This is a genomic window from Nitrospirota bacterium (assembly GCA_015233895.1).
Classification (GTDB): domain Bacteria; phylum Nitrospirota; class Thermodesulfovibrionia; order Thermodesulfovibrionales; family Magnetobacteriaceae; genus Magnetomonas.
The window spans coordinates 24,543-49,212 of record JADFXG010000021.1; the positions used below are offsets into that span (position 1 = coordinate 24,543).

Sequence of the window (24,670 nt, forward strand, 5' to 3'; positions counted from 1 at the left end):
CTTATTCCACCACCTTTAAAAATTTCAATGTTGACACTATGGTTTTAAACAGTGAGCGTGGATTCATCAGTTTTATAATCCCTGAAATTACCGTGAATCTTAAGTAAAACTCCCTTACAGCCTGTGTTCTTATCTTTTCCACTTCTTGTGGCGATATGCCCTCTAAGGACATAACAGCGTGTTCCTGCCGGTAGGAGCTGAAATCACCTGTGTCTTTTATCCAGCCGTTATTGAGCGCTGTGTTGTAGAGTTCTGAGCCGGGAAAAGGAACGGCACAGTAAAATTGTGCAAAGTCGAGGTCTAAGCCCAGCACTTTCCGTTTAGTCTCTAAAGCTGATGAGACAGTCTCGTTAGGTAGCCCAAATATTATATGCCCGGACGTTTTTATCCCAGCTTTTTTAGCCGCTGTAAGTGTTTTTTTAATCTGCTCAAACCCTATGTTTTTTCTCACACCCCTAAGCACCTCCGAGTTAACCGACTCTATTCCAAAACTAATCATCCAGCATCCGGAACGTTTCATTAATTGTAATAACTCCTCGTTCACCGTGTCAATTCGGCTATTACAGACCCATGAAATATTCACTCTTTTCGTTATCAATCCCATACAGAGTTCTTTAACGAAAGCAGGATTAGCTGTAAATGTCTCAGCCCAAAAGAAATACTCCCGCACACCGTATTTCTCTATATCAGCGTTAATCTCTTCAACTATGGAGTCAACCGTCCTAAGCCGTATCTTTTTCCCGTAATACGTCTGGCTTGTGCAAAATGTACACGGAAAATGGCATCCCCTTTGTGGCATCACCATAAGAAACGGAGTGGCTTTAAGCGGCAGGGTGTATGAGGTGATATTAATCAGACTCCAGTTGGGAAAAGGCAAGGCGTCGAGATTGGAGGCAAACTCTCTGTCATCATTTCTTACAATATCACCGTTAACGGCTCTGAATGTTATTCCCTGCACATTGTGTAAATTATGCAAATTATTGACTGCTTCAAGGGCTGTTATTTCAGGCTCATTTCTAATGACTATGTCTAAGCCAGCCGCCTGCATAAGAGACTGTGCGTCAAAGACGGTTACATGGGTACCGATAACTATGGTGGTAATTACCGGTTTTTGCTCTTTTATCAATGCTGCAACAGCAAGGTCGTTGGTAATTGTCGGAGTGCCGGTACTAAGAATTGCAACATCAGGGTTAAATGAATCAATTAAGGACTTAAGGCCGTGTAAACTAATGTTTTCGGCAGGGGCATCTGTTACTCTTACCTCATGCCCGTTTTCCTGTAACAGGGTGGCAATATAAACAAGTGAAAGCGGAGGCCACAGGGTTGACCAAATGCCGCTTTGCTGAGTGCAACGCCCCTCTCTTGTGAACTTCTCACCGTAAGCATCCGGCGGATTTAAAAGCAGAACTTTCAATTTATATAATCAGATATTTAATCAACGTGTAGCCATATCTGAGCCAAACCTTAGACAATCGTATTTTAGAGTAACCGGCCTTGCGTTTATGCTCGTGTGAGGGGACCTCTGTCAGCCTGAATCGCTTTTTCAGGGTTTTCATAATCATTTCCTGCTCTATGGTGGTAATATCTTCTTTAAGGTTTAGTTTTTTTGCCACGTCTTTTTTAATTGCTCTGAAACCGTTTTGTGAATCACTGATTCTTACTTTGAATCGCCAGTTTATACAGGCAGTGATAAAGGAGCTGCCCATCAGTCTGAAAAATTCGTCAAAACCGCCGTGCAGTTCGCTTGAGCCGCCAAGCAAGCGGGAGCCAGTGACGTGGTCAGCCTCTCCTTTAAGAATTGGCTCTACTATTTTTGGAATATCGTCAGGGTCGTGAGAGCCGTCTGCATCTATGAAGACAATTATATCGCCTTTAGCCTCATTAATGGCGTCTCTTAAGGCAGCACCCTTTCCCTTGCCGCTGTCTGTTATACATTTAACGGAAAGATTTTTGGCAATCTCTGGTGTCCCATCCGTAGAATGGCCGTCAATAACAATAATCTCATCACCGTACCTCTTGCAGCCCTCTATAACATTGCCAATGGTTGCCGCTTCATTTAATGCAGGAATCACGATGGTTATCATTTTAAAACTGCGTTCATCTGTGTCATCTGCTGATTAATCTTTTTCAAGAACTCCTTACGTTAAGCATGTCCATCCGTTTGTTGTATTGGGAGTTCGTATGGGACTGCTATGTTGAATATTGCCCCGTCAGGGTGGTTATCGGCTGAGATTGAGCCATTCATGTTATTTACGACAATAGTCTTTGCCATGTAAAGACCTATTCCCATGCCTGAGTGTTTGCCCTTTGTTGTAAAGTACTGGTCAAATATTTTTTCCTTAACGCTGCTGCTAATTCCTGTGCCGTTGTCTTTTATGGTTAAATTATAATTTGAACCGGAATCAAAAAGTGTTATCTCTATTTTACCCTTATAACGGTCATTTCTCAAAGCCACTCTCTTTTCAACAATTGAGTCCTTTGCATTATTTAAAATATTAAGCAGCGCCTGTTTAAACTCATTCGGATAACCTGATATTTTAGGGTCAGTCCGGGTTTCCACTGACAAGGAGACATCAACAGAATTATGCTTAAGCAGCGCAGACATTATGGACATTACACTATTAATTGCTTCTTTCAGTGAAAATGTAAATTTCTTTTTAGAGGGTTCAAAGAAGTCTTTAAAATCCTTTATCGTATGGGACATGAAATCTATCTGTTCCATGGTTTCCTCTAAGAGCTGCGTTACATCTTTGGCGGTAGCAGTGCCGGATTCAACACAGGACGCATAGTCTGTTATAATCAATGAAAGACTGTTAAGAGGCGCTCTCCACTGGTGGGCTATCATTGAAATCATCTCGCCCACTGCTGCAAGTCTCGATTGCTGAATAAGCAGCTGTTCCTGATCTCTGCGCTTTTTTACCTCTTGTCTGACATTTTCCTCGAGGTTTTCATTAAGTATTTTTAGTGCTTCGGCGTTTTCTCTGAGTTTTTCCTCATAAGTTATCAAATCGGTAATATCTCTTGAAATTCCTACAGTGCCGATTATCTTTCCGCTGCTGTCACACCAAGGAATCTTTGTTGTAGATACCCACGCCTCGGTCCCGTTTCGATGAGTAATTTTTTCAACCTTGTTTTTTATTGAAATTCCAGTGGAAATTACGCTGAGTTCATCATCAAAAGCCTTTTGAGCCTGTACAGGTGGTAGAAAGTCAAAATCCGTCTTTCCTGCCATATCCTCAACCGTTGTTTTGGAGTTTTCCGCTTTAGCCTTGTTTACACGTACAAAACGGCTTTCTCTGTCTTTGAAAAAAATCGAATCAGGAATATTATCCATTATAGCCTGAAGAAAGTCGAGGCTGTAGTTTGAATCTTTGGTGTTGCAGGATTTATCAGCGTCAGTTGTCATATTATAGGGATTCTTATCATCTGTTACCATGGGGCAAAGTCGCTCTTTGCAACATCGCACACCGGACAACGCCAGACATCTGGTAAAGAAGCAAACGATGTACCTGCGGCTATTCCCCGCCTTTCATCACCCTTTGCAGGGTCATATATGTAGCCACAGTCAATACAAACGTACTTAGTCATGTTCCTTGTTTTTGCCCCTAACTTTTTAATGCCAACTGACTACACTCACAAGGCTCCTCTATGGAAATAGTGTTTTGTTTCATACCCCTGTTTGTAACCAATTTATTATATATTGAAACATCTTTATCCTTAAAGTCAACACGCACGGTTTTCAACAAAGTTAAGAGTTCCTTTTTGAGGCAGTTTTTTGCTATAATACTCAGAAGTGGAGATAACAAAGTTTAAGGAGGTACACCATGATGAGAACATCTAATCCTGCCCTGAGGGGCCATTCTATTACGAGATATACCGGCATATCGGGGTATTCCGAGGCAATGACTATACAGGGGGCAGTAAATAAATCACTGTTTCTGATATTGATTTTAACCGCAGCAGCAGTATGGACCTGGAACAGGTTTTTTACAGAGGGACCTCAGGCAATAATGCCACTTGTTACTCTTGGGGTTATAGGCGGTTTAATTACTGCTGTGATTACAATCTTTAAGAACAACTTTGCAACCGTAACAGCGCCGATTTATGCGCTCTTTGAGGGGTTAGTCATAGGCGGTCTGTCGTCTTTAGCTGAAGCAGCCTATCCGGGAATAGCATTTCAGGCTGTGGTTTTAACAATAGGCACACTTGTTGCCTTGCTTTTTGCATATAAGACGGGGCTTGTCAGAGCTACCCAAAAGTTTAAATCTGGTGTGATAGCAGCCACAGGGGGCGTGTTTTTGATTTATATGGCCTCTATGATTTTAGGCTTATTTCACATACAGATACCGTTTCTGTTTAGTGGAGTTATTGGATTAGGCGTAAGCCTAGTGGTAACAGCCATCGCAGCGTTAAATCTGGTGCTGGATTTTGATTTAATAGAACAATCGGCAGCAGCAAGGGCTCCTAAGTTTATGGAGTGGTACGGCGCTTTCGCACTCTTAGTTACGCTGGTTTGGCTGTATCTTGAGATTTTGCGTCTGCTTCAGATATTAAGAGAAATGAACAACGATTAGTGAGGACTTAACGATAAAGAAAATGCCTGAGGGCTCTCTGTATAGCTGAGAAATCCTCTTGTTGCTAACTGAACTGGCCACTTATATATTCTTTTGTATATTTTTCTTTAGGATCGTCAAAAATCTGTCTTGAATCACCAAATTCTACAAGATAACCGGTGCGTCCACCCTCCGATGTATCCACGTAAAGGAATCCGGTATCGTCGGCAACTCTCTGTGCCTGCTGAAGGTTATGCGTAACGATTGCTATGGTATAACGTGTTTTCAGCTCCAGCATGAGTTCCTCGATTTTACGTGTGGCTATTGGGTCAAGGGCAGAACATGGCTCGTCCATCAACAGCACCTGCGGGTCGGTAGCTATTGCTCTTGCAATGCAAAGCCGCTGTTGCTGTCCTCCGGAGAGTGAAAGCCCGCTCTTTTGGAGCTTGTCACTGACCTCGTCCCACAGTGCGGCACGTCTCAGTGCCTCCTCCACCTTTTCTGCAACCGATCCCTTGTATCTGTTAAGTTTCAACCCGAAGGCTACATTATTGTAAACGCTCATGGCAAATGGGTTTGGCTGTTGAAACACCATGCCTATAAAACGGCGTACGGATACTGCATCAACTGAGGGGTGATATATATCACGCCCCACAAAGTGTACGTGTCCTCTGAAGCGGAAGCCGCGTACAATATCGTTCATCCTGTTAAGGCAGCGCAAAACCGTGCTCTTACCACACCCTGAGGGGCCTATAAAGGCAGTTATCCGATTTCTTTTTATTGGAATATGTGTGTCCCGTACCGCTTTGAAAGTACCATAGTGAAGGTCCTTTATATTGCAGTCTATTACTACGTCGTTGTCACCGGTATTGTGAGACATGACGGCTTGAGTGGACATTTTATTATCTTTTTCTAAATCCATTACATTTATATCTCCTTATTGATTCATAATTCGGCGACGGGAAAAAAACTGTCCTGTAAGATTTGTTATCAACACCATGCCAACCAACACCAGTGCAGCTGTCCATGCCAGATTTACCTGGTTTTCAAAAGGAACACCGGCAAAGTTATAGATAAGCACGGCAAGCGACGCGGTTGGCTGCTTTAAATCTGTCAGCCCGTTTAAGCCAGGCCAATAATTTGAAAACAGTGCCGTAAAAAGCAGAGGCGCGGTCTCACCAGCTGCACGCGCCAAAGCAAGAATAACGCCAGTAAGAATACCGGGTAAAGCCGTTGGCAGTAACACCATCCAAACAGTCTGAGCCTCTGTGGTTCCCATGCCGATGGCTGCTTCTTTCATCTTTAATGGCACCATCCGGATAGCTTCCTCAGACGTAAGAATAATTGTGGGCAGCATAAGAATAGAAAGAGCAACACCTCCGGCAATTGCCGAATAACCCCCCATTGTTAATACCAACATCCCGTATGCAAACACCCCTGCAAGAATTGAGGGAAGTCCTGTCAGCACTTTGGCTGCAAACCTGACAGCATTGGCAAAACCATTGTCCATATCTGACTGAGACAGATAGATTGCACCTAGTACTCCTATGGGGACACTAATCATCAAGGCTAATGTAACCATGATGAAAGTTCCTAAAATTGCGTTTCCAAAACCGCCACCCTCTTCCATCGGCGATGGCGGCAATTGAGTAAAAATGCCGAAATTCAAATTGTGGCTGCCTTTCCATATAAGCATCCATAAGACGGAAAACAGCGGAAGCAACGCTGCAAGAGTTAAAACGGTAATGAAAGCAATTAGTAGATGATTGAATAAAGTCCTGGGCTTAAGAAGGGATCTTTCCAGCTCGGCAACGTCAATATCCCCATACGTGTTCAAATTCTTACCTGCCGGAGAAAGTGATGCGGGCTTCAGTTGCGTTTCCTTATCTCTGGTGGCCATTATCTGCCTCCTGCGGCCGCTCTTGATGCTTTTTGAAGTATCAGGGCACCGATTACGTTAACGAACAAAGTTATTGCCAGTAAGACAAGCGCAGCGTACATCAATACGCTGACCTCCCTGTGGCCTGCCTCAGGAAAGTTATTGGCCAGAAGCGATGCCAACGTGTTGGCAGGGGAAAATAAAGAAAGGCTTAAGCTGTTTGAATTGCCAACCAGCATGGCCAGCGCCATAGTTTCACCCAAAGCGCGGCCAAAGGCAAGTATTACCGCTCCGGCAATACCCCTTGTAGCCACAGGAATGATAACTGCAAGGATAGTTTCCCATCTGGTAGCCCCTATGCCGTAAGCAGCCATACGCAGCTTAGGCGGCACCGCTTCAAGTGCATCACGGCTTATGGCCGTAATCGTAGGCAAAATCATAATAGACAGGACAATGACGGCAGGCAGCACTCCCGGTCCGCTTAAGGGTGTTCCAAAAAAAACCACCCATCCAAGTTTAGAATTGAACCAATTACAGACTGGCCGTATTGCAGGAATGAGCACAAAGATACCCCACAAACCGTACACAACACTGGGAATTGCGGCAAGAAGCTCAATCAGATTCCTCAGAAGTCCATCTAATTGTTCGGGTAATTTACTAAATACAGGGCAAGTTTCTATTTTAAATATCTTAAGCACAACGAAAATAGCTTGCCCAAGGAAACCTTCACTGAGAAATATTGCAGCAGCTACTCCAAAGAAACTGCCGGCAATCAAAGCTAAAAAAGAGGTATATAACGTGCCCCATATTTCAGGAAGTATCCCGTAGTTCTCCGTCAGGGGATCCCACGTGGTTTCAGTCAGGAACTTGATCCCATATTGGCTCATTGCAGGCAAAGCTTTAGCTGTTATCCTCAGAAGTATAAACACTACAAGCAATGCCGACAGCCAGGCAGAAATGTTAGACACACGCTTCAATATAATATTGGCAGTACGCTGTAACAGAGTAGGCGGCTGTGCAATCACAAGCCAATTCCCACCCTGTAAGGGTGGGAGGTCTTTATTGTCCATATCTGTCATGAATGCTTAATCCTGAACCTTTATTTTATGTTATCTATAGAAGCTGTAACCTTCTGCACAACTACTTCAGGCAGAGGAATATAACCCAGAGCCTCGGCTGACTTCTGTCCCTCGCTCAGGCAGTACTTGATAAGGTCATGAAGGATCTCAGCTTTTTTCTTATCCGGATACTGCTTATAGCATATAAGCCACGTGAAAGTAACTATTGGATAGTCTTCTTTTCCGGAGGGATCGGAGTCCCACACTATTAAGTCCTCAGGCAGCTTTATTGTGGACAAAGTAGCCTGGCCGGAGGCGGTTGAAGCAACAACAAAATTACCGGACTTATTCTCAAGAATGGCCATAGGCATATTCTGGGTTTTTGCGTAACCATACTCTACGTATCCTATAGAGCCGGGTGTGGTCTTAATGCTGGCGGTTACGCCTTCATTTCCTTTTGAGCGGATTCCGACAGGCCAGTTTACCGTTGTGTTGAAACCAACGCTTTTTTCAAACTCTTTGCTTATCGCACTTAAATGTTTAGCAAATACAAAGGTTGTACCGCTGCCGTCAGAGCGCTCTACAACGTTTATAGGAGCATCGGGAAGTTTCACACCGGGATTAGCCGCTGCAATTTTTGGATCATTCCACTTTTTTATCTTGCCAAGGAAAATCTCTGCATACACTTCACGTGGCAACCTCAGTTCTTTTACTCCTTCAAGATTGTAAGACAACACTATACTGCCTGCGGTAAGGGGCAGCAACTGTACGCCAACGTTGACCTTTGACATCTGCTCTTTTGTCATAGCGGCGTCACTGGCGCCAAAATCCACCGTCTTGTCAATAACACTCTTTATTCCGCTTCCGCTGCCCACTGACTGGTAATCAATCTGTACGTCTTTATGTGCGGCTGTATAGGTTTTGAACCATTTGGTATAAAGAGGAGCAGGAAAGGTTGCGCCAGCGCCTTGCAGCTTTACAAGGTCTGCTGCCCCTAACTCACCGTTTAAACCGTATATCGCAAAGGATATTACAGCTATCGCAACAACAAACACTACTAACATACTACTTTTCTTCATCATTCACTCCTTTTGAGCACTCATAATTTTTTGTGTAAAGCTAAGGCTTATGCTAATTAGTTTATAGCTTTTATTGTTACACTTTGATTACGTTTACGTTACGTTTTGATTACGTTTACTTTTACAGAAATGATTTGTTACAATAGCCGAATTGTAAAACATACGATTTTTAAATTAAACAGATTAGTAATTTTTTTGCACAATATTGGGAGATAAAGCTGATGAACAGGCAGGGTGTTATGGTATCTAACAGTACGATGAACGTAATTGTGAGGCGGGTGTTTCCTTTTCTTGCCTGGTTTAAAGACTATTCTTCGGCAACGCTGAGGGCAGATTTGATAGCCGGTATAACAGTGGCGCTGGTTTTGATCCCACAGTCTATGGCGTATGCCCAGTTGGCAGGCCTTCCGCCGTACTACGGACTGTATGCCTCGTTTTTACCGCCTCTGATAGCAGCCCTGTTTGGCTCAAGCCGCCAATTGGCAACAGGCCCGGTTGCAGTTGTCTCTCTTATGAGCGCTGCCGCACTTGAGCCGCTTGCAACAAAAGGGGGCGAAAATTTTATTGCATACTCTGTCCTGCTTGCCCTTGCTGTTGGTATTTTTCAGCTTAGTCTGTCTATTTTCAGATTAGGCTTGATTGTCAATTTCCTGTCCCACCCGGTTGTTATAGGATTTACAAACGCTGCTGCTATTATCATTGCCACATCTCAGTTGGGAAACCTCCTTGGCGTTTCCGTTGATAACGCTGAACACCACTATGAGACCATTATTAATGTTGTCAAAGCTGCCATTGACTACACTCACTGGCTGTCGTTGGGGTTTGCTGTGTTATCCATAGGGATAATGGCTGGCCTCAAAAAAATCAACCCGCGCCTTCCTGGTGTTTTGATTGCAGTCATTGTAACCACACTTCTTTCATGGGTTGTTGGGCTTGAGAATAACCAAAAAGTTAAAATCATCGCTTTTAAAGATGCCCGTGTTGTAGAGAAAATAAAAGCATATAACACCGCACTAAACGACGTCGAGGAACTTTCTAAGAAAAGGACTGAATTGTCTGAAGAGTTAAGCAAGGTTAGGCACGAAAGGGGGGAGCAATCAGTTGCAGCGCTTGAGGTATTTCAAAGCGGAGAGAGGTTGAATCTGAATATAGAAGAGGCGAAAAAAAGAAGCCAACTCATAAGGGGACAGATTAGACAATTCAAGCTGGTTAAAATATCAGAAAGCGGTAACATATTTTTTACTTTTGCTGACAGTAACACTAAGGGTGCTCTGTGGCATATAAGCGTTAAGAATAAACCGATAAAGGAGGACTCTGTTACCATAAAAGGCGGTGGAGCCGTGTTGGGGGAAATACCCAAAGGTCTGCCTGCGTTTTCTTTCCCGAAATTCAATATGAACATATTTTTTACTATATTTCCAACTGCCATGATTATATCAATATTGGGTTTTATGGAGGCCATATCAATAGCCAAAGCTATGGCTACCAAAACAGGGCACAGGCTGGACCCTAATCAGGAACTTTTGGGGCAGGGCATTGCCAATATACTGGGCTCATTTAGTCAAAGTTATGCCGTTTCAGGGTCGTTTTCCCGTTCTGCGGTTAACCTGCAAGCTGGTGCATTTTCGGGTCTTTCCAGTGTTTTTACCAGTATCCTTGTTGTTGTGACATTAATGTTTTTCACCCCACTGCTGTACCACTTGCCACAGTCTGTGCTGGCTTCAATTATTATGATGGCGGTTTTCGGTCTTATCAATATCAAGGGAATTATGCACGTCTGGCATGCTCAGAAATATGATGGCATATCTGCCATTTTAACATTCATCTTTACACTTGCCTTTGCCCCTCATCTGGATAAGGGGATAATGATAGGCGTTGCTTTCTCCCTGGGCCACTATCTGTACAGAAACATGAAACCGCAGGTATCAATACTTTCCAGACACGATGATGGCACACTCCGAAACAGCGACCTGTATGGGCTAAACCGCTGTCAGCATATCTCTGCTATTACGTTTGAAGGGTCACTGTTTTTTGCCAACGCTGCATACCTTGAGGAGCAGGTACTTTTGCAGGTAACGGAAAAACCAGACCTTAAGCAACTAATATTGTGTTGTGAGGGTATAAATGAAATAGACGCTACCGGTGAGGAGACTATCGGCACTCTGATTACAAGATTAAATGACAGAAATATCGAGGTGTCCTTTGTAGGGCTAAAGGATCAGGTGCTTGAGGTAATTAAGCGTACCGGTTTGTATAATAAAATAGGGAGCCGCAGAATTTTCACGACAGAATCCAAAGCGATACAGGCTGTGCATCATATAGCACATGAAAATAGTTCTGAAAAACAGTGTCCGTTAGTTAATGTTTGTTATTTAAATACCCATTGATTTAGTATAATGAACGATAACAAATTTAAAACAGCGAGGTTATAATGCCAATTATTATGATAAGCAGTCCCCCCTTTAGCGGTGGGAACATAGTTGCAGAGACTTTATCAAAGCAAATGGGTTACGAGTTGATTGATGATGAGCTGATGGAGACATCGGCAAAGAAGTACAAAGTTCATGTCGAAAAATTTAAAACAGCACTCAAGCGGGCTCCGTCTCTATTTGGCATGTCTCAGGAGGAAATACTCAAATATACGGCTTATTTTCAAGCCACTTTGTTAAGTACTCTGACAAGGGACAAAATTATTTACCACGGCTCTGTTGCCCACATGATGGTCTCAGGCGTGTCACATGTCCTTAAGGCCTATATAGTGGCAAACATAAACGACAGGGCATCAAGAATGGCTGCTACAGAGGGTATTGATGAAAAAAAGGCTCTTAAAGAAATTCAAAAGCTGGATAAAGAGCATAAAAAGTGGATAAAGACACTGTTTAACACAGATGATTCAAACCCGGTACTGTATGATATGGTATTAAATATTGGGCAGATTACGGTAGAGGACGCAGCAAAGATAATTCAGGATGCCTCTGAAAACAGACGCTTCCAGCCCATGACGTACTCCGAACAGTGTATGAGAAATCTTGCATTATCCAGCAGAGTGCGGGCTGAATTAATCACCATAGACAGTAATATAGTGGTGCGGGCCGACTACGGTGATCTTACAATACAAACTAAAGCTATGGAAAAGGACAAGGAAAAAAAGATAACATCCATCAGGGAGGCCCTAAAGGATTTTGATGGCGTCAAAAAAGTTGAGATAAACGTCGTTGAGGACTTTTTTGGGCAGGTCTCCACTATGCTGCGTTAAGTTATTGCAATAGCCAGGGAGCGGCTGGCTGGTCGCTCCTGAAGATAAGTACTACGGTAAATTTTAAAACTCTTTTTCTAAATCGTTGGTATCAGCTTTTGGAAAATATCTCAATGTGTCATAGTACTCAGAGCCAAACCTTATAGCTTCAACCTTATTAAGTACAACTCCGGAGTGCAGTATTCCTGAGGCCTTAAAGTTTGAAAAGATTCCTTTAATAACGTCAATATGTATTCGTTCGTTTTCAATTACAACTACAAGGTTTTTACCCGTATGGCTGCCCATAAGTAAAGCCTCATCAGAGGATAACAAAGACGGGGTATCTATTATAATAAAGTCGAAATCTTTTTCCAGATTGTCTATGAGGGAGATACACCTGTCAGATGTCAAATGCCTCATGCCTCCGGCATCATTTTTTCCCGCAGGTATTAGAAAAAGCCCTGAAACAGAGGTTGGCTTGATGCTTGTAATCTGAGTCTCCTCTCCGGATAAAAACTCAGCAAAACCCGGTGAGTTGTGTAGTCCAAAGATAGTGCTGAGAGTGTTTTCCTTATTGTCAGTGTTTATCATAAGTACCTTTTTACCCTCAGAGGCCAAAGATAAAGCAAGATTTGATGACAGAAAACTCTTTCCCTCGCCATCATGAGCGCTTGTTACCAGTATGGTTTTTATAGGCTTTTCACGGTGAATCATGGCAAGACTGTTTGATATGGTTTTAAATGATCTGGCCTGTGTTTTAGCTTTCAGTCCAAAGCGGTCGTCTGCCAGTTTTTTAATGACGCCAAGAAGTGCAACATTTTTTAATTCCCTTATATCTCTGATACCCCTAACAGTGTTATCCATGATTTCCATAATAACGATGCTTAAAATACTGAGTATAGTGCCTAAAAATATTGCTATAAGCATATTTAGTAACATTGATGGTGACTTATGGGTTGCTTTGTCATGTACTACGGCTGGCTCCACAATGTTGAAATTTGAGATCTCTATGGATTCCATGAGGCCGACTCTGTACTTATAAGTAAGGAGATTTGAGTAAACGGTGTTAGTGGCCGTGGATTCCTGCGTCAGGTTTGAACTTGTATATTGTTTTTCCGGAATGGAGGCGAGTTTTTGTTCATATTTTTTTATAATTTCCGGATATGCCTTGTTCTGGGCGTATAGTCCGTCAAGCTCCAGGTAGTATGTGATGAGGCTCTTTCTTGCAGTCATATATATGTCGTCCATGTTGTAGGATTTAGAGTCAAAGAGATTTTCATATTCTTTTTGCAGAAGTCCTTTTGCCATGTTAATCTGGTTTTGATAATCAATAACAGTTGGATGCTTTTCTGTGTACTTGGTTTTTGACTCAGCAAGTGACTGATAAAGAGTTGCCAGTTTTTGTTTATAGTATGAGAGCATGTCGGAATTTCCCATGTTGCTGCCATCTTTAGCAAAAGAAGGTACGTTTCTTAACTGACTTTCAAGCTTTGCTATCAGGACTTTGTCTTTTGCTATGTTTACGATATTTGATTCAAAAGTTTTCTTGTAAGTGTTAAGGTCGGTCATGGTGTTAGAGATTTGGGTGTCCAGAGCGAGTGCATCGTCTTTTTCCTGAAAATCTCTTATCTTTTTTAAATTACCAAGAGCCGCATCCCTGACTTTGTCAATTTTATCATCTATAAATTTACCGGCATATTTGTATGTATCATAGACTCTTCTGATTTCCTGATCAATTAAGGCAGCAGCCATAGTGTTAGCGATGTTGGCGGCAGTTTCGGGGTCTTGTGCTTTAGCCGTTATTTGAAATAAATCAGTATCCTCTATCTGGGTCATCTTTACGTTTGGATAGGGAAATATTTTAGACATAATCCCTGAGTTTAATAACTGCTCTGCTGTCAGACGTTTCCCCTCAGCGTTAACATCAACGCCAAGCGCTTGAAGGACAGGTTTGAGAAATGGCATTGATCTTACCACTCTTTGCCTTATGCGAAGCTTTCTGAGGGAAAGTTTCTCTACAACTTGCTCAGCCGTAGGCCTGAGTGTAAGCAAAGCAAGATAGTCAGCCCTGTCTGTTGTTGAAAATGATGCGGACTCAGTAGCAGTTACTCCCATAGCCGAATTCAGAAAATTAAGTGATGCCGGTTTTTTCAACATTATTTTAGCAGTTGAATTATAAGAAGTGGCAATGAAAAAAGTGCCAACAGTTATTGGCAGAAAAATAGAAAGGAACACCTTTAATATAAGCCGCCTGCGTCTATAGAGCAACTCTATAATATATCTTATATCCATTTTTTACCTCACATCCGTAAGATTAGGAAATAAACACCAGGCTTTTTCCGTCAGTCCGGGTCGTTGAATTTTTTATTGCTCCAATTGCGTCCGTAAAATCATATGTGGAGGTAATCATCTCTTTAATATTCAACCTGCCTGAGGCAATTAGTCTTATGACGTTGTTATAAATGCCGTAACCGGCATGTCCTCTTGCCCCTATGATGCTGTTAGCGCCTGAGACCAGTGTGTCAAGCATGAGAGGTACTGAGGCTGCAGCTCTGCCAAGGTAGATTATCTTGCCGTTAACGGCAAGAGAGTTTTCCATCTCAGGCACAGTAAACGGAGCAGCACCGGCAGACTCTACCTGTACCTCTGCTCCAACCCCTTTAGTCTGCTCCATAACAATGTCTCTTGGCCTTAGGCCGGTTTTTTTAAGCTCATTTATATTATAGACTTTATCTGCTCCCATACTTTTTGCTATGGAGAGTCTTTCATTAATAGTGTCAAAAGCTAAAATCAGACTTGCCCCGGATAGCCTTGAAAGTGCTGCGGCAGCAAGCCCAATAGGCCCTACGCCATAAACTACCACGGTTATGCCAGGTTTAAAGCCGCCGCCACTTATGAAAATCCCGTTATAAGCACATCCTATAGGCTCAATCAGCGCACCCACAGAAAACACATCGTCCTCTGAGTAGCGATCTCTCAGCGAGTCAATTTTCCAGCAGTGGCGCTCCTTAGCGCATATAAACTCAGCCAGTGCTCCGTCTTTAGTTATGCCGATAAGTTCCACCTTCTGGCACTGATTAAAAGCGCCGCTTCGGCACGGTGTACACTTTCCGCACCAGTGAATACTCTCTGCCGCAACAATATCTCCGGGACGAAGGGTGTCCACGTTTTTCCCGACTCTTTCCACCACACCTGAGTACTCGTGCCCTATTATGCAGGGAAACCTGGCCGGCCCGGAAAACAAGATGTAGCCGTCTTTGTCGTGTTCATATATGTGGGTGTCTGAGCCGCATATGCCGCATCGCTTAACTCTGATTAGTACCTCATTGTCCCCTGTGTCAGGAACCGGAACCTCTCTGATTTCAAACACAGGTTTTCTCCAAACCTGACTTCCCACAGAGGCGCGTCTTAGCAGTATCTCTTTTTCAGTAGGAAGGTATCCCGCAAGCGGTTCCCACTGAGCCTCTACAACAAGCGCTTTCATATGTTGCCATCCTCAAAGAGTTTCTTTAGTCTCTTTTTATCTATCTTACCGCTTCCTATTTTAGGAAGTTCAGAAACAAATTCCACCCTTCTGGGTATCATGTAATTGGCAATTTTTGACCTCATGTACTGCGATAAATCAGAGGCAGTCAGGTTACAGCCTTCTTTAACCACGATAAAGGCTGCCGGTACTACTCCACGGCTTCTGTCTTCAATGCCTATCACGGCTGCATCGTCAATACAGGGGTGCTGCTTTATGGCTATCTCCAACTGCAGGGGATACACCTTAAGCCCTGCCACTTTTAAAAGACCGCTTTTTCTTTCTATAAAATGGTAAAACCCATTACTGTCTTTTCTCACCAGATCGCCTGATTTGTAAAAACCATCCTCATCAGACAAAAACTCAGCATTATCGTCTATATACCCTGCAACGACAGCCGGACCCCGAATAACCATCTCACCAGTGTCTCCTGTAGGTACCTCCCTGCCATCCTCCTCAATAACCTTTATGTCATAGTACGGACAGGGTTTCCCCATAGAGCCGTCCAACCGGTAGTCATCCGGTCTGTTAGCAAGCGCTATGCCGCTTGTCTCTGTGCTGCCCCAGACAGAGAGCACAGGAATTCCGAAGGAATTTTTAAAACCCTCCGATATCTCTGCTCTTGTAAACATTCCTCCGGATTCTGCAATTCTCAAAGCGGACATATTATAACCAGAACAGTGTGAAAAAAGCATATCGTACAGGGGTGCAATACCCATCATCATAGTTATAGAGTCGTCCATTATAGTGTTTGCAATGGTCTTAGGGTTTATTTCCTCAAGCAGAGCTAAAGTGCCGCCAGTGAACAGGGCTCTGCAAAAAATTTCATGAGGGTGGGCAAATGAGGCAAACATACACAGATGCGTGTCATCGGCTGTTATTTTAAATGCCTCTATGGCCGACAACGTATTGTAGTAAACGTTTGCATGAGTTGCAAGTGCCCCCTTAGGGTCAGAGGTTGAACCGGTTGTGTAGTTTAAATATGCTAAATCATGTGGATTTGACCTTGCCTCCACTATTCCTTTTTTTTTGTAACAAGCGCTTTTCCACGGGATATGTTCGTGTTTAATCTTAGCGTCTGTTTCCACTACGACAATGGTGCCGGCAAATGTTTGTAAGTCCACAAGATGTAACAATTTTTCATACACGACAGTCACCTTAGGGCAAACGTGTTTTATAAATGCAGTGACTGCCGGCTTTTCTGTTGTATAGTTTACAGGAACACAAAGTGCTCCCATATCAGAAGCAGCAAGCATGGTTATTACAAGTTCGGGAATTCTGGGAAGCACAAGGCAAATCCTGTCATTTTTCTTAACTTGCAGCTCTTTCAAAAACTCGGAAAATCCAAGTACCAGCCATCCTGTCTTTTCATAGGTGATTTCCCTGTGGCGGTACCTGATGAATACTTTGCCGGGGTTTTTCAGGCAATTTTGCCGTAAGGCCGTGTTCAGAGTCACTGCATGGTCCTTCACTTAGCAGGCCCCCTTGCGTCTTAACACCGCTCCTGCCGTAAGAATCAGGATTTTTAAATCTAAAAGTATAGACCTGTTATTTACATACTGGCAATCATATGTTACCCAGTCAGCAAATTGTCCTGTTCCTCTGCCTTTTATCTGCCAAAGGCCGGTCATCCCAGGCTTAACTTTAAGCCTGATCTCTTTCCACTCCATGTTTTCAGTCATCTCTTTGTCTTCAAGCGGGCGAGGGCCTACCAGTGTCATGTTCCCAAATAGCACATTAAACAACTGTGGCGTCTCATCAAGGCTCCACGTCCTGAGTACTCTGCCTACTTTTGTCACTCTTGGATCGTTTTTAAGTTTAAAGACCGGGCCATCCACCTCACTTGACAATGAGGTCTTGATTTCATCGGCATTTGTCACCATTGTGCGAAACTTATACATGTTGAACTCTACCCCTCCTTTGCCCACTCTCCGTTGGTAAAAGATTATCCCCCCCCGGGAGTCAATCCATATCAGTAGTGCTATAGTCAGCATCATCGGAGAAAAAATCATAAGCAAAAGCAGACTAAGTGAGATATCAAGTAGTCTCTTAATAAACTCATACAGCATAATTTCGTATAAAATAAAAAACCTAGCTCCTTCCTTTAGGTGAAGAGAATAAACATGGCGGAGAGGGAGGGATTTGAACCCTCGGTGAAGTTCTTAGGCCCCACACACGATTTCCAGTCGTGCTCCTTCAGCCGCTCGGACACCTCTCCTAAAGTAAAGCATATTAATTTTACTATTTTTACGGTAAATATTGCTACAAGTACGGGTAAAAAAAATTTTAAAAGATATTGTCCGCTTTTATCAGATTTTTCATAAATATAATTTAAAAAAGTAAATAATTATGCAGTTATACAAATTAATGTAAATACATTTGATGTTACGGAAGGAGAACAGTGGCTTACTTTTTCACAAATGCGATAGATATAACCCCTTCAAGCGGGAGCTGGGTAACAATTGATTTATCACCGTATCTGCCACAGGATGCTACAGTGGCAGTGTTGAGAGTGCATGAGGGCAGTTACGGTGAGCATGTAAATTATGGGTTAAGAACCTATGGATCAAGCAACGATAACTATGCAGTCGGCTATATTAATGGTTATAGCCAGTGCGATTTTTATGTAAAGGTATCAACAGCTCTGAAAATTGAGGCGAAAATCCAGACAACATATTGTAAGATAAAACTGACAGGCTATTTTACCTCAGATGCTGCAGGATTTACCGAACCATATCAAATTGCTGCTGATTTAACAAGCTCATGGACAACTTATAACCTGAGCAGCTATATCCCAATTAGCGCAAAATTCGCTCTTTTAGAAATAACTTGTACTGATAGTGTTTGGAATAATACCGGTATCAGGCCATTTGGCAGCACTGATACAAGGGTGGCTCCTCAGTATGGGGCAAGCCATTTCGGGTTCTGTGTGCCAATAGATGGTAACAGAAAATTTGAAGCTATAAAAAATGGCGGCACAACTAAGATATATCTGCACGGGTATGTCACTGCAGGCAGATCCTTTGTTAACGGAATCAATAAGAGTGTCACCAATACGGATAATTATCAGACAATTACACTTACTCCGCCGTGGGGCGCCTCCGGTGTGCTTATAGAGTCATGGACACACACAAGCGGACATGACGGTTTTGTTGCGTTAAGAAAAGGTTCCACTGATGACATTTATAAAAACAGCAGTTTTTGTACTCATGCCATAGGTATTGATTTTGCTGCAAAAACAATTGAGGGCAAAAGACAGAATACCTATATGGACTTCTACGTGATGGGTTACTTTTGTAAACCATATAAAAACATAGACTTAATGCCTCGCAACTGGGTTGGAGAGTTTAATAATCAGGTGTCGGGTTCTTTTTCTGATGGTGATGAGGTTTTAATTGATATAAGGCAACCTTCTGGCGATAACGGCTATTATAATTTGCCGTCCCCAATTGCCGATATGGGTACACTGAGTTTATTAAACTTATTAAACACCGAAATTGCGGCAAATTATATGGCTACAATTCTGTCTGACATGGCTGAGTTTTATGAGGCAAACGGCTTAGGGGATTCTGTCAACGAGTTTTTTGAAAGCGTCATAAGCAGTGAGTATCTTAACAGCATAAATTCTCACGGCAGCGACTTAAAGATACTGTTTATTAAGCAACCGTTTCTTTTAGAGCGAATTCTGCATTTTTCACTGGATATAGCAACCGGGTTTTGGAATAGTCTATACATTGGAAACAAGATAGTGGATTCCGGCATAGAGACTATGTTTTCAGTTAGCAGTGGGCTTGGTAATTCAAAAGACGTTAATTTCCCGCTAACAATTTCAGAAGGTTTTCGCAAATACCTGGCCCTGCTAAATGGGATAACTGATCCGGTTAACTCTCTGGCTGTACTTACAAGCACCATTGAAGAGCATATACACATCCCATATTTTTTCAGAAATTCTTTAAGGCCGGTTCTTACAACGAGAGTATCTCCTGCATGGGATATAACAATCGAGGGGTCATCAATTAAAAAATACGTAAAGAAAATAAATCTCACCAAACAAGAATCAGAGGCAATTGACCATATTGAGATAGAGCTGGCTGGTTTAAAACTCTGGGATGTTTGCAATCCTGTAACAAACTATGGTGAATTATGTATAAAACTAACATTATCAAATCCGCCTGGGGTCGCTGACCCCTACGAGTTTTACCTTGAAACCAGAGAAAAGAAGGAATCAGCTGTGTCAAACCCGGCAGCCCGTGGCGGCAGCGCCAATATTAATATCTGGGGACGTCAAAAACCGGCAATATTAGCAAAGGGATTTGCCTCAAAACTATCAGACACTTACTACAATAAATATGCTTCAGAAATAGCCGCAGAGATAGCCGGAAGTTCCTTAGCGGGGTATGGGGTATCTATCCCCATAACCTGGGATTGTGATGACTATTGGATAAGTGAATTCAGCACTGAAGATTACCCGATAAACGCTCTTATAAAGCTGGCTGAGGCCGCAGGTGCCATAGTCAGAACCAACTCTGACGGCTCATTAACCGTCAGAAGCAAGTTTCCTGTTAAGCCTGAGGAACTGTCAAACGAAACGGCTGTGTACTCTTTTGACTTTACCAACATAATATCAATGGACTATACCGAGGAACAGCCGGAGTTTAGCTCTGTCACGGTTAATATTAATAATGGCAGCAGCTCTGAGGATTACTCCATTGAGGCAGTGGACGGCACATGTGCAAAGCCCGGTGAAACTCTTCAGATAAAAGTGTATATCCCTAATAAAAGTGCAAGTTATAAATTAAAAGTTGCCGGAGATGCCAAAATCTCTAAAGTTGGTACCTACTCTGAGACATTGGATGAAACGGTTACAATAACTAACGGCTCAGGCTCTGTCAGCAAGGCAATCTACAGCGTTACCTCTTACACACTCCACACTTGTGATGGATCAGGGAAAACGATAGATTACACGGCAGGCTCTAAAACCATTACTATCTGCCGGGGGTCGCTGACCCCTTTGGATGACACGTGCTCATTATTAGATATCTGCTATGAGACAAAATATGATTTATGGGATGTGACGTCAACAGTTAGTGGGACTGTTGCGTTATTTGTAGTGAAAGACACCGGGAGCAGTGCGGCATCTGCTGTTACAGTAGTCGTAGGGGGGGTAGCGGCGCCAGACAATAAAGGCGCTGATAATATAAACAATGCTCTTATCATCACTGAAACTCAGGCAGTTACAGTTGGGCAAATCTACCTGTATGATAATTCCTACAGGCGCAGAAAATATACACTGGACGTGCCCTACTGCGGCGCACAGGATGGCAGCGTGGCATCGGTAAATGACGATGAAAGCGGCACGTACATGAAGGGAATAGTAAGAGAGGCATCAGTGGAAATTTCATTAAGCAGCAAAGACAAATCACCAAAGTTTAAGGAAACCATCGTGGTGTATGGATATGACAATTATAAAAACCCGGTAAAATAGAAGGAGGAACAGTGAACAGCTCATCAAATGTAAAAGCCACTAAAACGGTAACATTTAAAAGCAGTTGTACCAGTACCGGTGAAAGCATTATAGTGAAAGCGGATGGTGACTTAAATGTGGACAGTAGCGGCAATAGTAAGTCATCATTTGCATTTGGCGACAAGTATTATTTCCGGGTGTTTAAGACCTCCGGCATATCAGGCTATACAATCAGTAAGTCAGACGGTATTATTACGCCTTATGGCACAGGAAAGACTGTAACCATAACAGAATCAATTAAATTTGAAAAAAGCGATACGGCAAAAACATCATGCCCGATTACCTCAGTTAATTCAATCACCTGGCAGGGGACAGACCTTGGCACAATTAAAAAGAGTGGTTCGAGGGAGGTTACCTCAGAAGTATCAGGTGTGGCAGTAGGGCAGTTGTGCTATGAAAGCAGCTACGATTCATACTACATTACCGTGCAACAACCCTCAAACTACGACACGGAACAGGATGCCGGGTACGAGGTGCTGATATGTGTTGATGAGATGTCTAAAGCCTAATTCTAATTCAATCGTCTAACTTTGTTTTAGATAGTGATTCCCTACCTTGACAATAAAGGATAATAATGCTGTACGATACTGTAGTGTCCTGAGGTGTTCCTTGCGGAAACTGAAGAATTTAGTAAATGTTTATCTTAATTTAGACTCAAATTAAGGGGGATTTATATGCCGTTGATATCATGGAATGACACCCTTAGTGTGCATATTTGGGAGTTTGACGAACATCACAAGAAAATAATAAATCTCCTCAACGGCTTATATGACGCCATATCGGCCAAAAAGGGCAGCACCATAGTCGAACCGGTAATAGTGGAGTTGATAGACTATACGAGATACCATTTTGCTGCCGAGGAGAAGCTTATGAACAAGTATTCATTTCCGGGGGTCTCCGGACATGAACACGAGCACAAAGAGCTGATTGCGAAAGTAGTTGATTTTCAAGAACAATTCAGAGCTGGAAAGGCTAAGATAGACTTTTCGCTGTTGAACTTCTTAAAGACATGGCTGACTAAACATATCATGGGAACTGATAAAAAATATTCGTCATTTCTAAAAGAAAAAGGCATAAGATAAAGGTGTTGTTTATTTTCTATATGGGGGAAATCTCTATTATTGGAATATCAGAAAATTCTCTCCACTAACTTTAATACACAAAATACTTACGTACCAGCTTTTTCATCATTTTCTCAATGGTATCGTCTTCAGATTTGCTTATTTTGTCGTACAGATCGAATGACATGTCTATGAACACCTCCAGTAGCTTAGGGTCGAAGTGTTTCCCTGAGTTTTCTTTCATTATCTCTAAGGTTTCTTCATAAGAGTAAGGTTCTTTATAAGGACGCTTTGAGGTGAGGGCGTCAAAAACGTCAACTATTGCAAATATCCTTGCACCAATGGGGATGTCTTCTGACATAAGCTGCCCTGAATAACCTTTTCCGTCATATCTCTCATGATGATATACCACCACGTCCACTGCATCTCTGAGCCATGAGTATCTTCCCACTATATCCATACCATGAAGGACGTGATCCTTCATATGTTCAAACTCCTCTTCAGTAAGCTTGCCGGGTTTCAGCAAGATATTGTCAGATATTGCGATTTTTCCAATGTCATGGAGAAATGATCCCTTTATCAGGCTTCTTATTTCGTCATCTTTTAAGTGCAATGCCTCGCCAAGTGAGACGGCATAAATTGCAACCCGGTAATTGTGGCTGTTTGTGTCGCTATCTCTTTTGGCAATGGTGCTGCCCAATGTCTCAAGCATCCCAAGGTTTGCTTCTGTCAGATTGCGGGTATGCTTTATTAAATCATTGTTCATCGATATAACTAATGGATAAAAGATGATCGATGTTACTGAAACAGCCAAAACTATTACCAGGAAAGACACTACGAGGGAATGTCTAATATCTTTCATTGTATGGTTATTCGTACGATATATACCCTCCAGATAACCGTATTTCTTGTTAGTCTTGTCAAACAGCGGCACAACGAACTGTAAGAAGATTCGACCGTTTATGTAAAACCTTTCAGAAGTGATATTGTTAATAAACATAGTGCCTCTCTCTTTACCGACGGTCTCTTTAGGTTCGATGTACTTGTTGTGTGCCTCCATCGCATCGATGTCATTAGAGGTAACTTCATAGAGTTTCTTTAACTCAGTGGTGTAGAGTTCTAAGGCAATGAAATTGCCGTATTTGATGACGAGTTTGAGTTTATCGGCCATTAGGTTATTCTCTTGTTCGGATAAGCCTTGTGCAAAAAAGCGTCTGTCATTTAATATCATTTTAGATTCGGCTATAGCAAGGTCTTTGACCATTTCGTCAATGTCCTGAAGTTTGATAAAAAACACTGTCACTCCTAACAGTATGGATAAGACACACCAGCCCAATATCAGACGCTTTATCAGTGTTATATGTATTTTTCTTGCTACCGACATCTGTTTGCATTATAAAACAAAGACAGCTATCTTCTCAATTTTGGGGAAAACGCGGTCAAGTTGTTAAATTATGCCTGATTATAAACGTCTAAGAATATTATATGAGTGACAAGGTATGCTAAAATATAATTAAGCAGGTAGATACTAAAATGAACTCGATACCATGGTTATCTGGTGTGGAGATTTAAAGGATGAGTATAACTGGCTGAACTGGTAGTTGCGTGAGAAGCAAAGATATATTTTTGGAAAACGTTTGTATGTCAAAAGGGGAATGAAGGGAAATGAATATTGAGTGGACAGATGATTTAATAATTGGTGTTGATATTATTGACGAACAACATAAAGAATTCTTTAGACGTATAAATTTACTATTTCAGTCTATAGAAACTAACGATTTAAAAGAGATAGCCAGGACATTTTTATTTGTCAGGCAGTATGTCAATATTCACTTTAAAACCGAAGAGGATTTTATAAAGAACAATATTAACTATGAATATGGGATTACAAATTATATAGAACATAAAAATGATCACGATGCATTCATAAGAGATTTTACAGAGTTTGAAAAAATAAAGATAAAAAATAAACGTGAAATATTAAAAATAGCAAAAGAGTTTTATCCCTGGATGCGGAACTGGCTGTCTCAGCACATTACTTGTATAGATAAAAAGATGGGTATTATCTATAATAAATCTATGGAAAAGAAATAACCGATTTATATATAGTGCAGGTAACGTAAAGTTTAAGATATCCCCCAATTCACTGTTTTATATGACAAAAAAGTGTCTTTTTCAATGCTTTCATGAAACCGGTAAATCCCCATGTGATTAATAAATAAAGGTAATGACTGGTGCGCCACCCAGGATTCGAACCAGGAACCAACGGATTAAGAGTGCGTTGTTCCAATATTTTTAAGGGTTTGTAAAACATTGATTTTACCCATAAATCCATGATATATAAAGATAATCATCTTTTAGCATTATTGGCTGTAGTTGGATAGAGATGGGTGGAATTTGATTGCCGCGGGCACCTTTATGGGCACCTCATTTTAGATAAACAACGAGGATGGAGATGGAGGAAATTCACACCCCCGAACGCTTTTGTGGATATTGTGTTTGCGGTACATCCTTGAACCAATCTGGAACGAGTGGATAAATTAACAAATTGGCACATATTTATTTTAGTGCATTAATTTACCCAAATGTTATAATAACACCAAATGCCTAAACGCTATGACAAGGTTATAAAGGAAATCCTTAAGGATGTTGTAGATACCCTAATTACAGAAGTTATAGGGTTAAAAATAGTTAAATCCACGGCCATAGAAACTAAACTTCAGATAACGAATGAGCGTGAGGCTGATTTTATTTTACT

At 42.0% G+C, this 24,670-nt stretch carries 21 protein-coding genes and 1 tRNA gene; 8 read left to right on the plus strand and 14 right to left on the minus strand.

What is annotated here, in order from left to right; all coding sequences use genetic code 11:
* Window position 1: 1 nt before the first annotated feature.
* From HQK88_12570 to HQK88_12585, 4 genes are read right to left on the minus strand one after another with little or no spacing between them, the layout of a single operon-like run.
* Complete coding sequence (locus tag HQK88_12570; GenBank protein ID MBF0617635.1) at window positions 2-1,414, minus strand: radical SAM protein; 1,413 nt, start codon at window positions 1,412-1,414, stop codon at window positions 2-4.
* 1 nt (window position 1,415) lies between these two features.
* The gene (locus tag HQK88_12575; GenBank protein MBF0617636.1) at window positions 1,416-2,084 is read right to left on the minus strand and encodes a glycosyltransferase family 2 protein; all 669 of its coding nucleotides are present in this window, start codon (window positions 2,082-2,084) and stop codon (window positions 1,416-1,418) included.
* 59 nt (window positions 2,085-2,143) lie between these two features.
* Entirely contained in the window at window positions 2,144-3,436 is a 1,293-nt protein-coding gene (locus HQK88_12580; protein MBF0617637.1) for a PAS domain-containing sensor histidine kinase, read from the minus strand.
* On the minus strand, window positions 3,430-3,588 hold the full coding sequence (locus tag HQK88_12585; GenBank protein MBF0617638.1) for a rubredoxin: 159 nt from the start codon (window positions 3,586-3,588) through the stop codon (window positions 3,430-3,432). Before HQK88_12585 ends, HQK88_12580 begins: the two co-directional genes overlap by 7 nt.
* A gap of 239 nt (window positions 3,589-3,827) precedes the next feature.
* Here HQK88_12585 and HQK88_12590 point away from each other — a divergent pair, with 239 nt between their 5' ends.
* Window positions 3,828-4,574 carry a Bax inhibitor-1/YccA family protein gene (locus HQK88_12590; protein MBF0617639.1) on the plus strand — a complete coding sequence of 249 codons (747 nt, stop codon included), beginning with the start codon at window positions 3,828-3,830 and terminating at the stop codon, window positions 4,572-4,574.
* A gap of 64 nt (window positions 4,575-4,638) precedes the next feature.
* Here the strand turns inward: HQK88_12590 and pstB are convergent, their stop codons facing one another.
* From pstB to pstS, 4 genes are read right to left on the minus strand one after another with little or no spacing between them, the layout of a single operon-like run.
* Window positions 4,639-5,451, minus strand: coding sequence for a phosphate ABC transporter ATP-binding protein (gene pstB, locus HQK88_12595; GenBank protein MBF0617640.1), 813 nt, complete (start codon window positions 5,449-5,451; stop codon window positions 4,639-4,641).
* Between the two features lie 39 nt (window positions 5,452-5,490).
* Window positions 5,491-6,453: a phosphate ABC transporter permease PstA gene (pstA, locus tag HQK88_12600; protein MBF0617641.1), complete on the minus strand. Its 963-nt coding sequence runs from the start codon at window positions 6,451-6,453 to the stop codon at window positions 5,491-5,493.
* On the minus strand, window positions 6,453-7,502 hold the full coding sequence (gene pstC / locus HQK88_12605; GenBank protein MBF0617642.1) for a phosphate ABC transporter permease subunit PstC: 1,050 nt from the start codon (window positions 7,500-7,502) through the stop codon (window positions 6,453-6,455). Before pstC ends, pstA begins: the two co-directional genes overlap by 1 nt.
* 29 nt (window positions 7,503-7,531) lie before the next feature.
* Window positions 7,532-8,569 (minus strand): phosphate ABC transporter substrate-binding protein PstS, encoded by a 1,038-nt coding sequence (gene pstS / locus HQK88_12610; protein MBF0617643.1) that lies wholly within the window; start codon window positions 8,567-8,569, stop codon window positions 7,532-7,534.
* A gap of 266 nt (window positions 8,570-8,835) precedes the next feature.
* On the opposite strand from pstS, the gene HQK88_12615 reads away from it, so the two are divergent.
* Window positions 8,836-10,956 carry a SulP family inorganic anion transporter gene (locus tag HQK88_12615; GenBank protein MBF0617644.1) on the plus strand — a complete coding sequence of 707 codons (2,121 nt, stop codon included), beginning with the start codon at window positions 8,836-8,838 and terminating at the stop codon, window positions 10,954-10,956.
* A gap of 44 nt (window positions 10,957-11,000) precedes the next feature.
* On the plus strand, window positions 11,001-11,825 hold the full coding sequence (locus tag HQK88_12620) for a cytidylate kinase-like family protein (protein MBF0617645.1): 825 nt from the start codon (window positions 11,001-11,003) through the stop codon (window positions 11,823-11,825).
* Window positions 11,826-11,888: 63 nt separating this feature from the next.
* On the opposite strand, the gene HQK88_12625 is transcribed toward HQK88_12620, so the two are convergent.
* The 5 genes from HQK88_12625 to HQK88_12645 form a co-directional block, all read right to left on the minus strand.
* On the minus strand, window positions 11,889-14,096 hold the full coding sequence (locus tag HQK88_12625; protein MBF0617646.1) for a polysaccharide biosynthesis tyrosine autokinase: 2,208 nt from the start codon (window positions 14,094-14,096) through the stop codon (window positions 11,889-11,891).
* 22 nt (window positions 14,097-14,118) lie between these two features.
* The gene (locus HQK88_12630; GenBank protein ID MBF0617647.1) at window positions 14,119-15,288 is read right to left on the minus strand and encodes an alcohol dehydrogenase catalytic domain-containing protein; all 1,170 of its coding nucleotides are present in this window, start codon (window positions 15,286-15,288) and stop codon (window positions 14,119-14,121) included.
* A complete protein-coding gene (locus HQK88_12635; GenBank protein ID MBF0617648.1) occupies window positions 15,285-16,799 on the minus strand; it encodes an acyl--CoA ligase in 1,515 nt (504 codons plus the stop codon). The genes HQK88_12630 and HQK88_12635 overlap by 4 nt, the downstream gene beginning before the upstream one ends.
* Entirely contained in the window at window positions 16,800-17,396 is a 597-nt protein-coding gene (locus HQK88_12640) for a sugar transferase (GenBank protein ID MBF0617649.1), read from the minus strand.
* Between the two features lie 55 nt (window positions 17,397-17,451).
* A tRNA-Ser gene (locus tag HQK88_12645) sits at window positions 17,452-17,545 on the minus strand.
* A 183-nt stretch (window positions 17,546-17,728) separates the two neighbouring features.
* Here HQK88_12645 and HQK88_12650 point away from each other — a divergent pair.
* The 3 genes from HQK88_12650 to HQK88_12660 all read left to right on the plus strand — a co-directional run bounded on the left by HQK88_12650 (window position 17,729) and on the right by HQK88_12660 (window position 21,933).
* Window positions 17,729-20,812 carry a hypothetical protein gene (locus HQK88_12650; protein MBF0617650.1) on the plus strand — a complete coding sequence of 1,028 codons (3,084 nt, stop codon included), beginning with the start codon at window positions 17,729-17,731 and terminating at the stop codon, window positions 20,810-20,812.
* Window positions 20,813-20,823: 11 nt separating this feature from the next.
* Entirely contained in the window at window positions 20,824-21,360 is a 537-nt protein-coding gene (locus HQK88_12655; protein MBF0617651.1) for a hypothetical protein, read from the plus strand.
* A 165-nt stretch (window positions 21,361-21,525) separates the two neighbouring features.
* Window positions 21,526-21,933, plus strand: coding sequence for a hemerythrin family protein (locus HQK88_12660; protein ID MBF0617652.1), 408 nt, complete (start codon window positions 21,526-21,528; stop codon window positions 21,931-21,933).
* Between the two features lie 70 nt (window positions 21,934-22,003).
* Here the strand turns inward: HQK88_12660 and HQK88_12665 are convergent, their stop codons facing one another.
* Window positions 22,004-23,296 (minus strand): HD-GYP domain-containing protein, encoded by a 1,293-nt coding sequence (locus HQK88_12665; protein MBF0617653.1) that lies wholly within the window; start codon window positions 23,294-23,296, stop codon window positions 22,004-22,006.
* Between the two features lie 281 nt (window positions 23,297-23,577).
* Here HQK88_12665 and HQK88_12670 point away from each other — a divergent pair, with 281 nt between their 5' ends.
* A complete protein-coding gene (locus HQK88_12670) occupies window positions 23,578-24,006 on the plus strand; it encodes a hemerythrin domain-containing protein (GenBank protein ID MBF0617654.1) in 429 nt (142 codons plus the stop codon).
* A gap of 509 nt (window positions 24,007-24,515) precedes the next feature.
* Window positions 24,516-24,670, plus strand: a 155-nt coding sequence (locus HQK88_12675) for a hypothetical protein (protein ID MBF0617655.1), incomplete at its 3' end; no start/stop codon positions are given.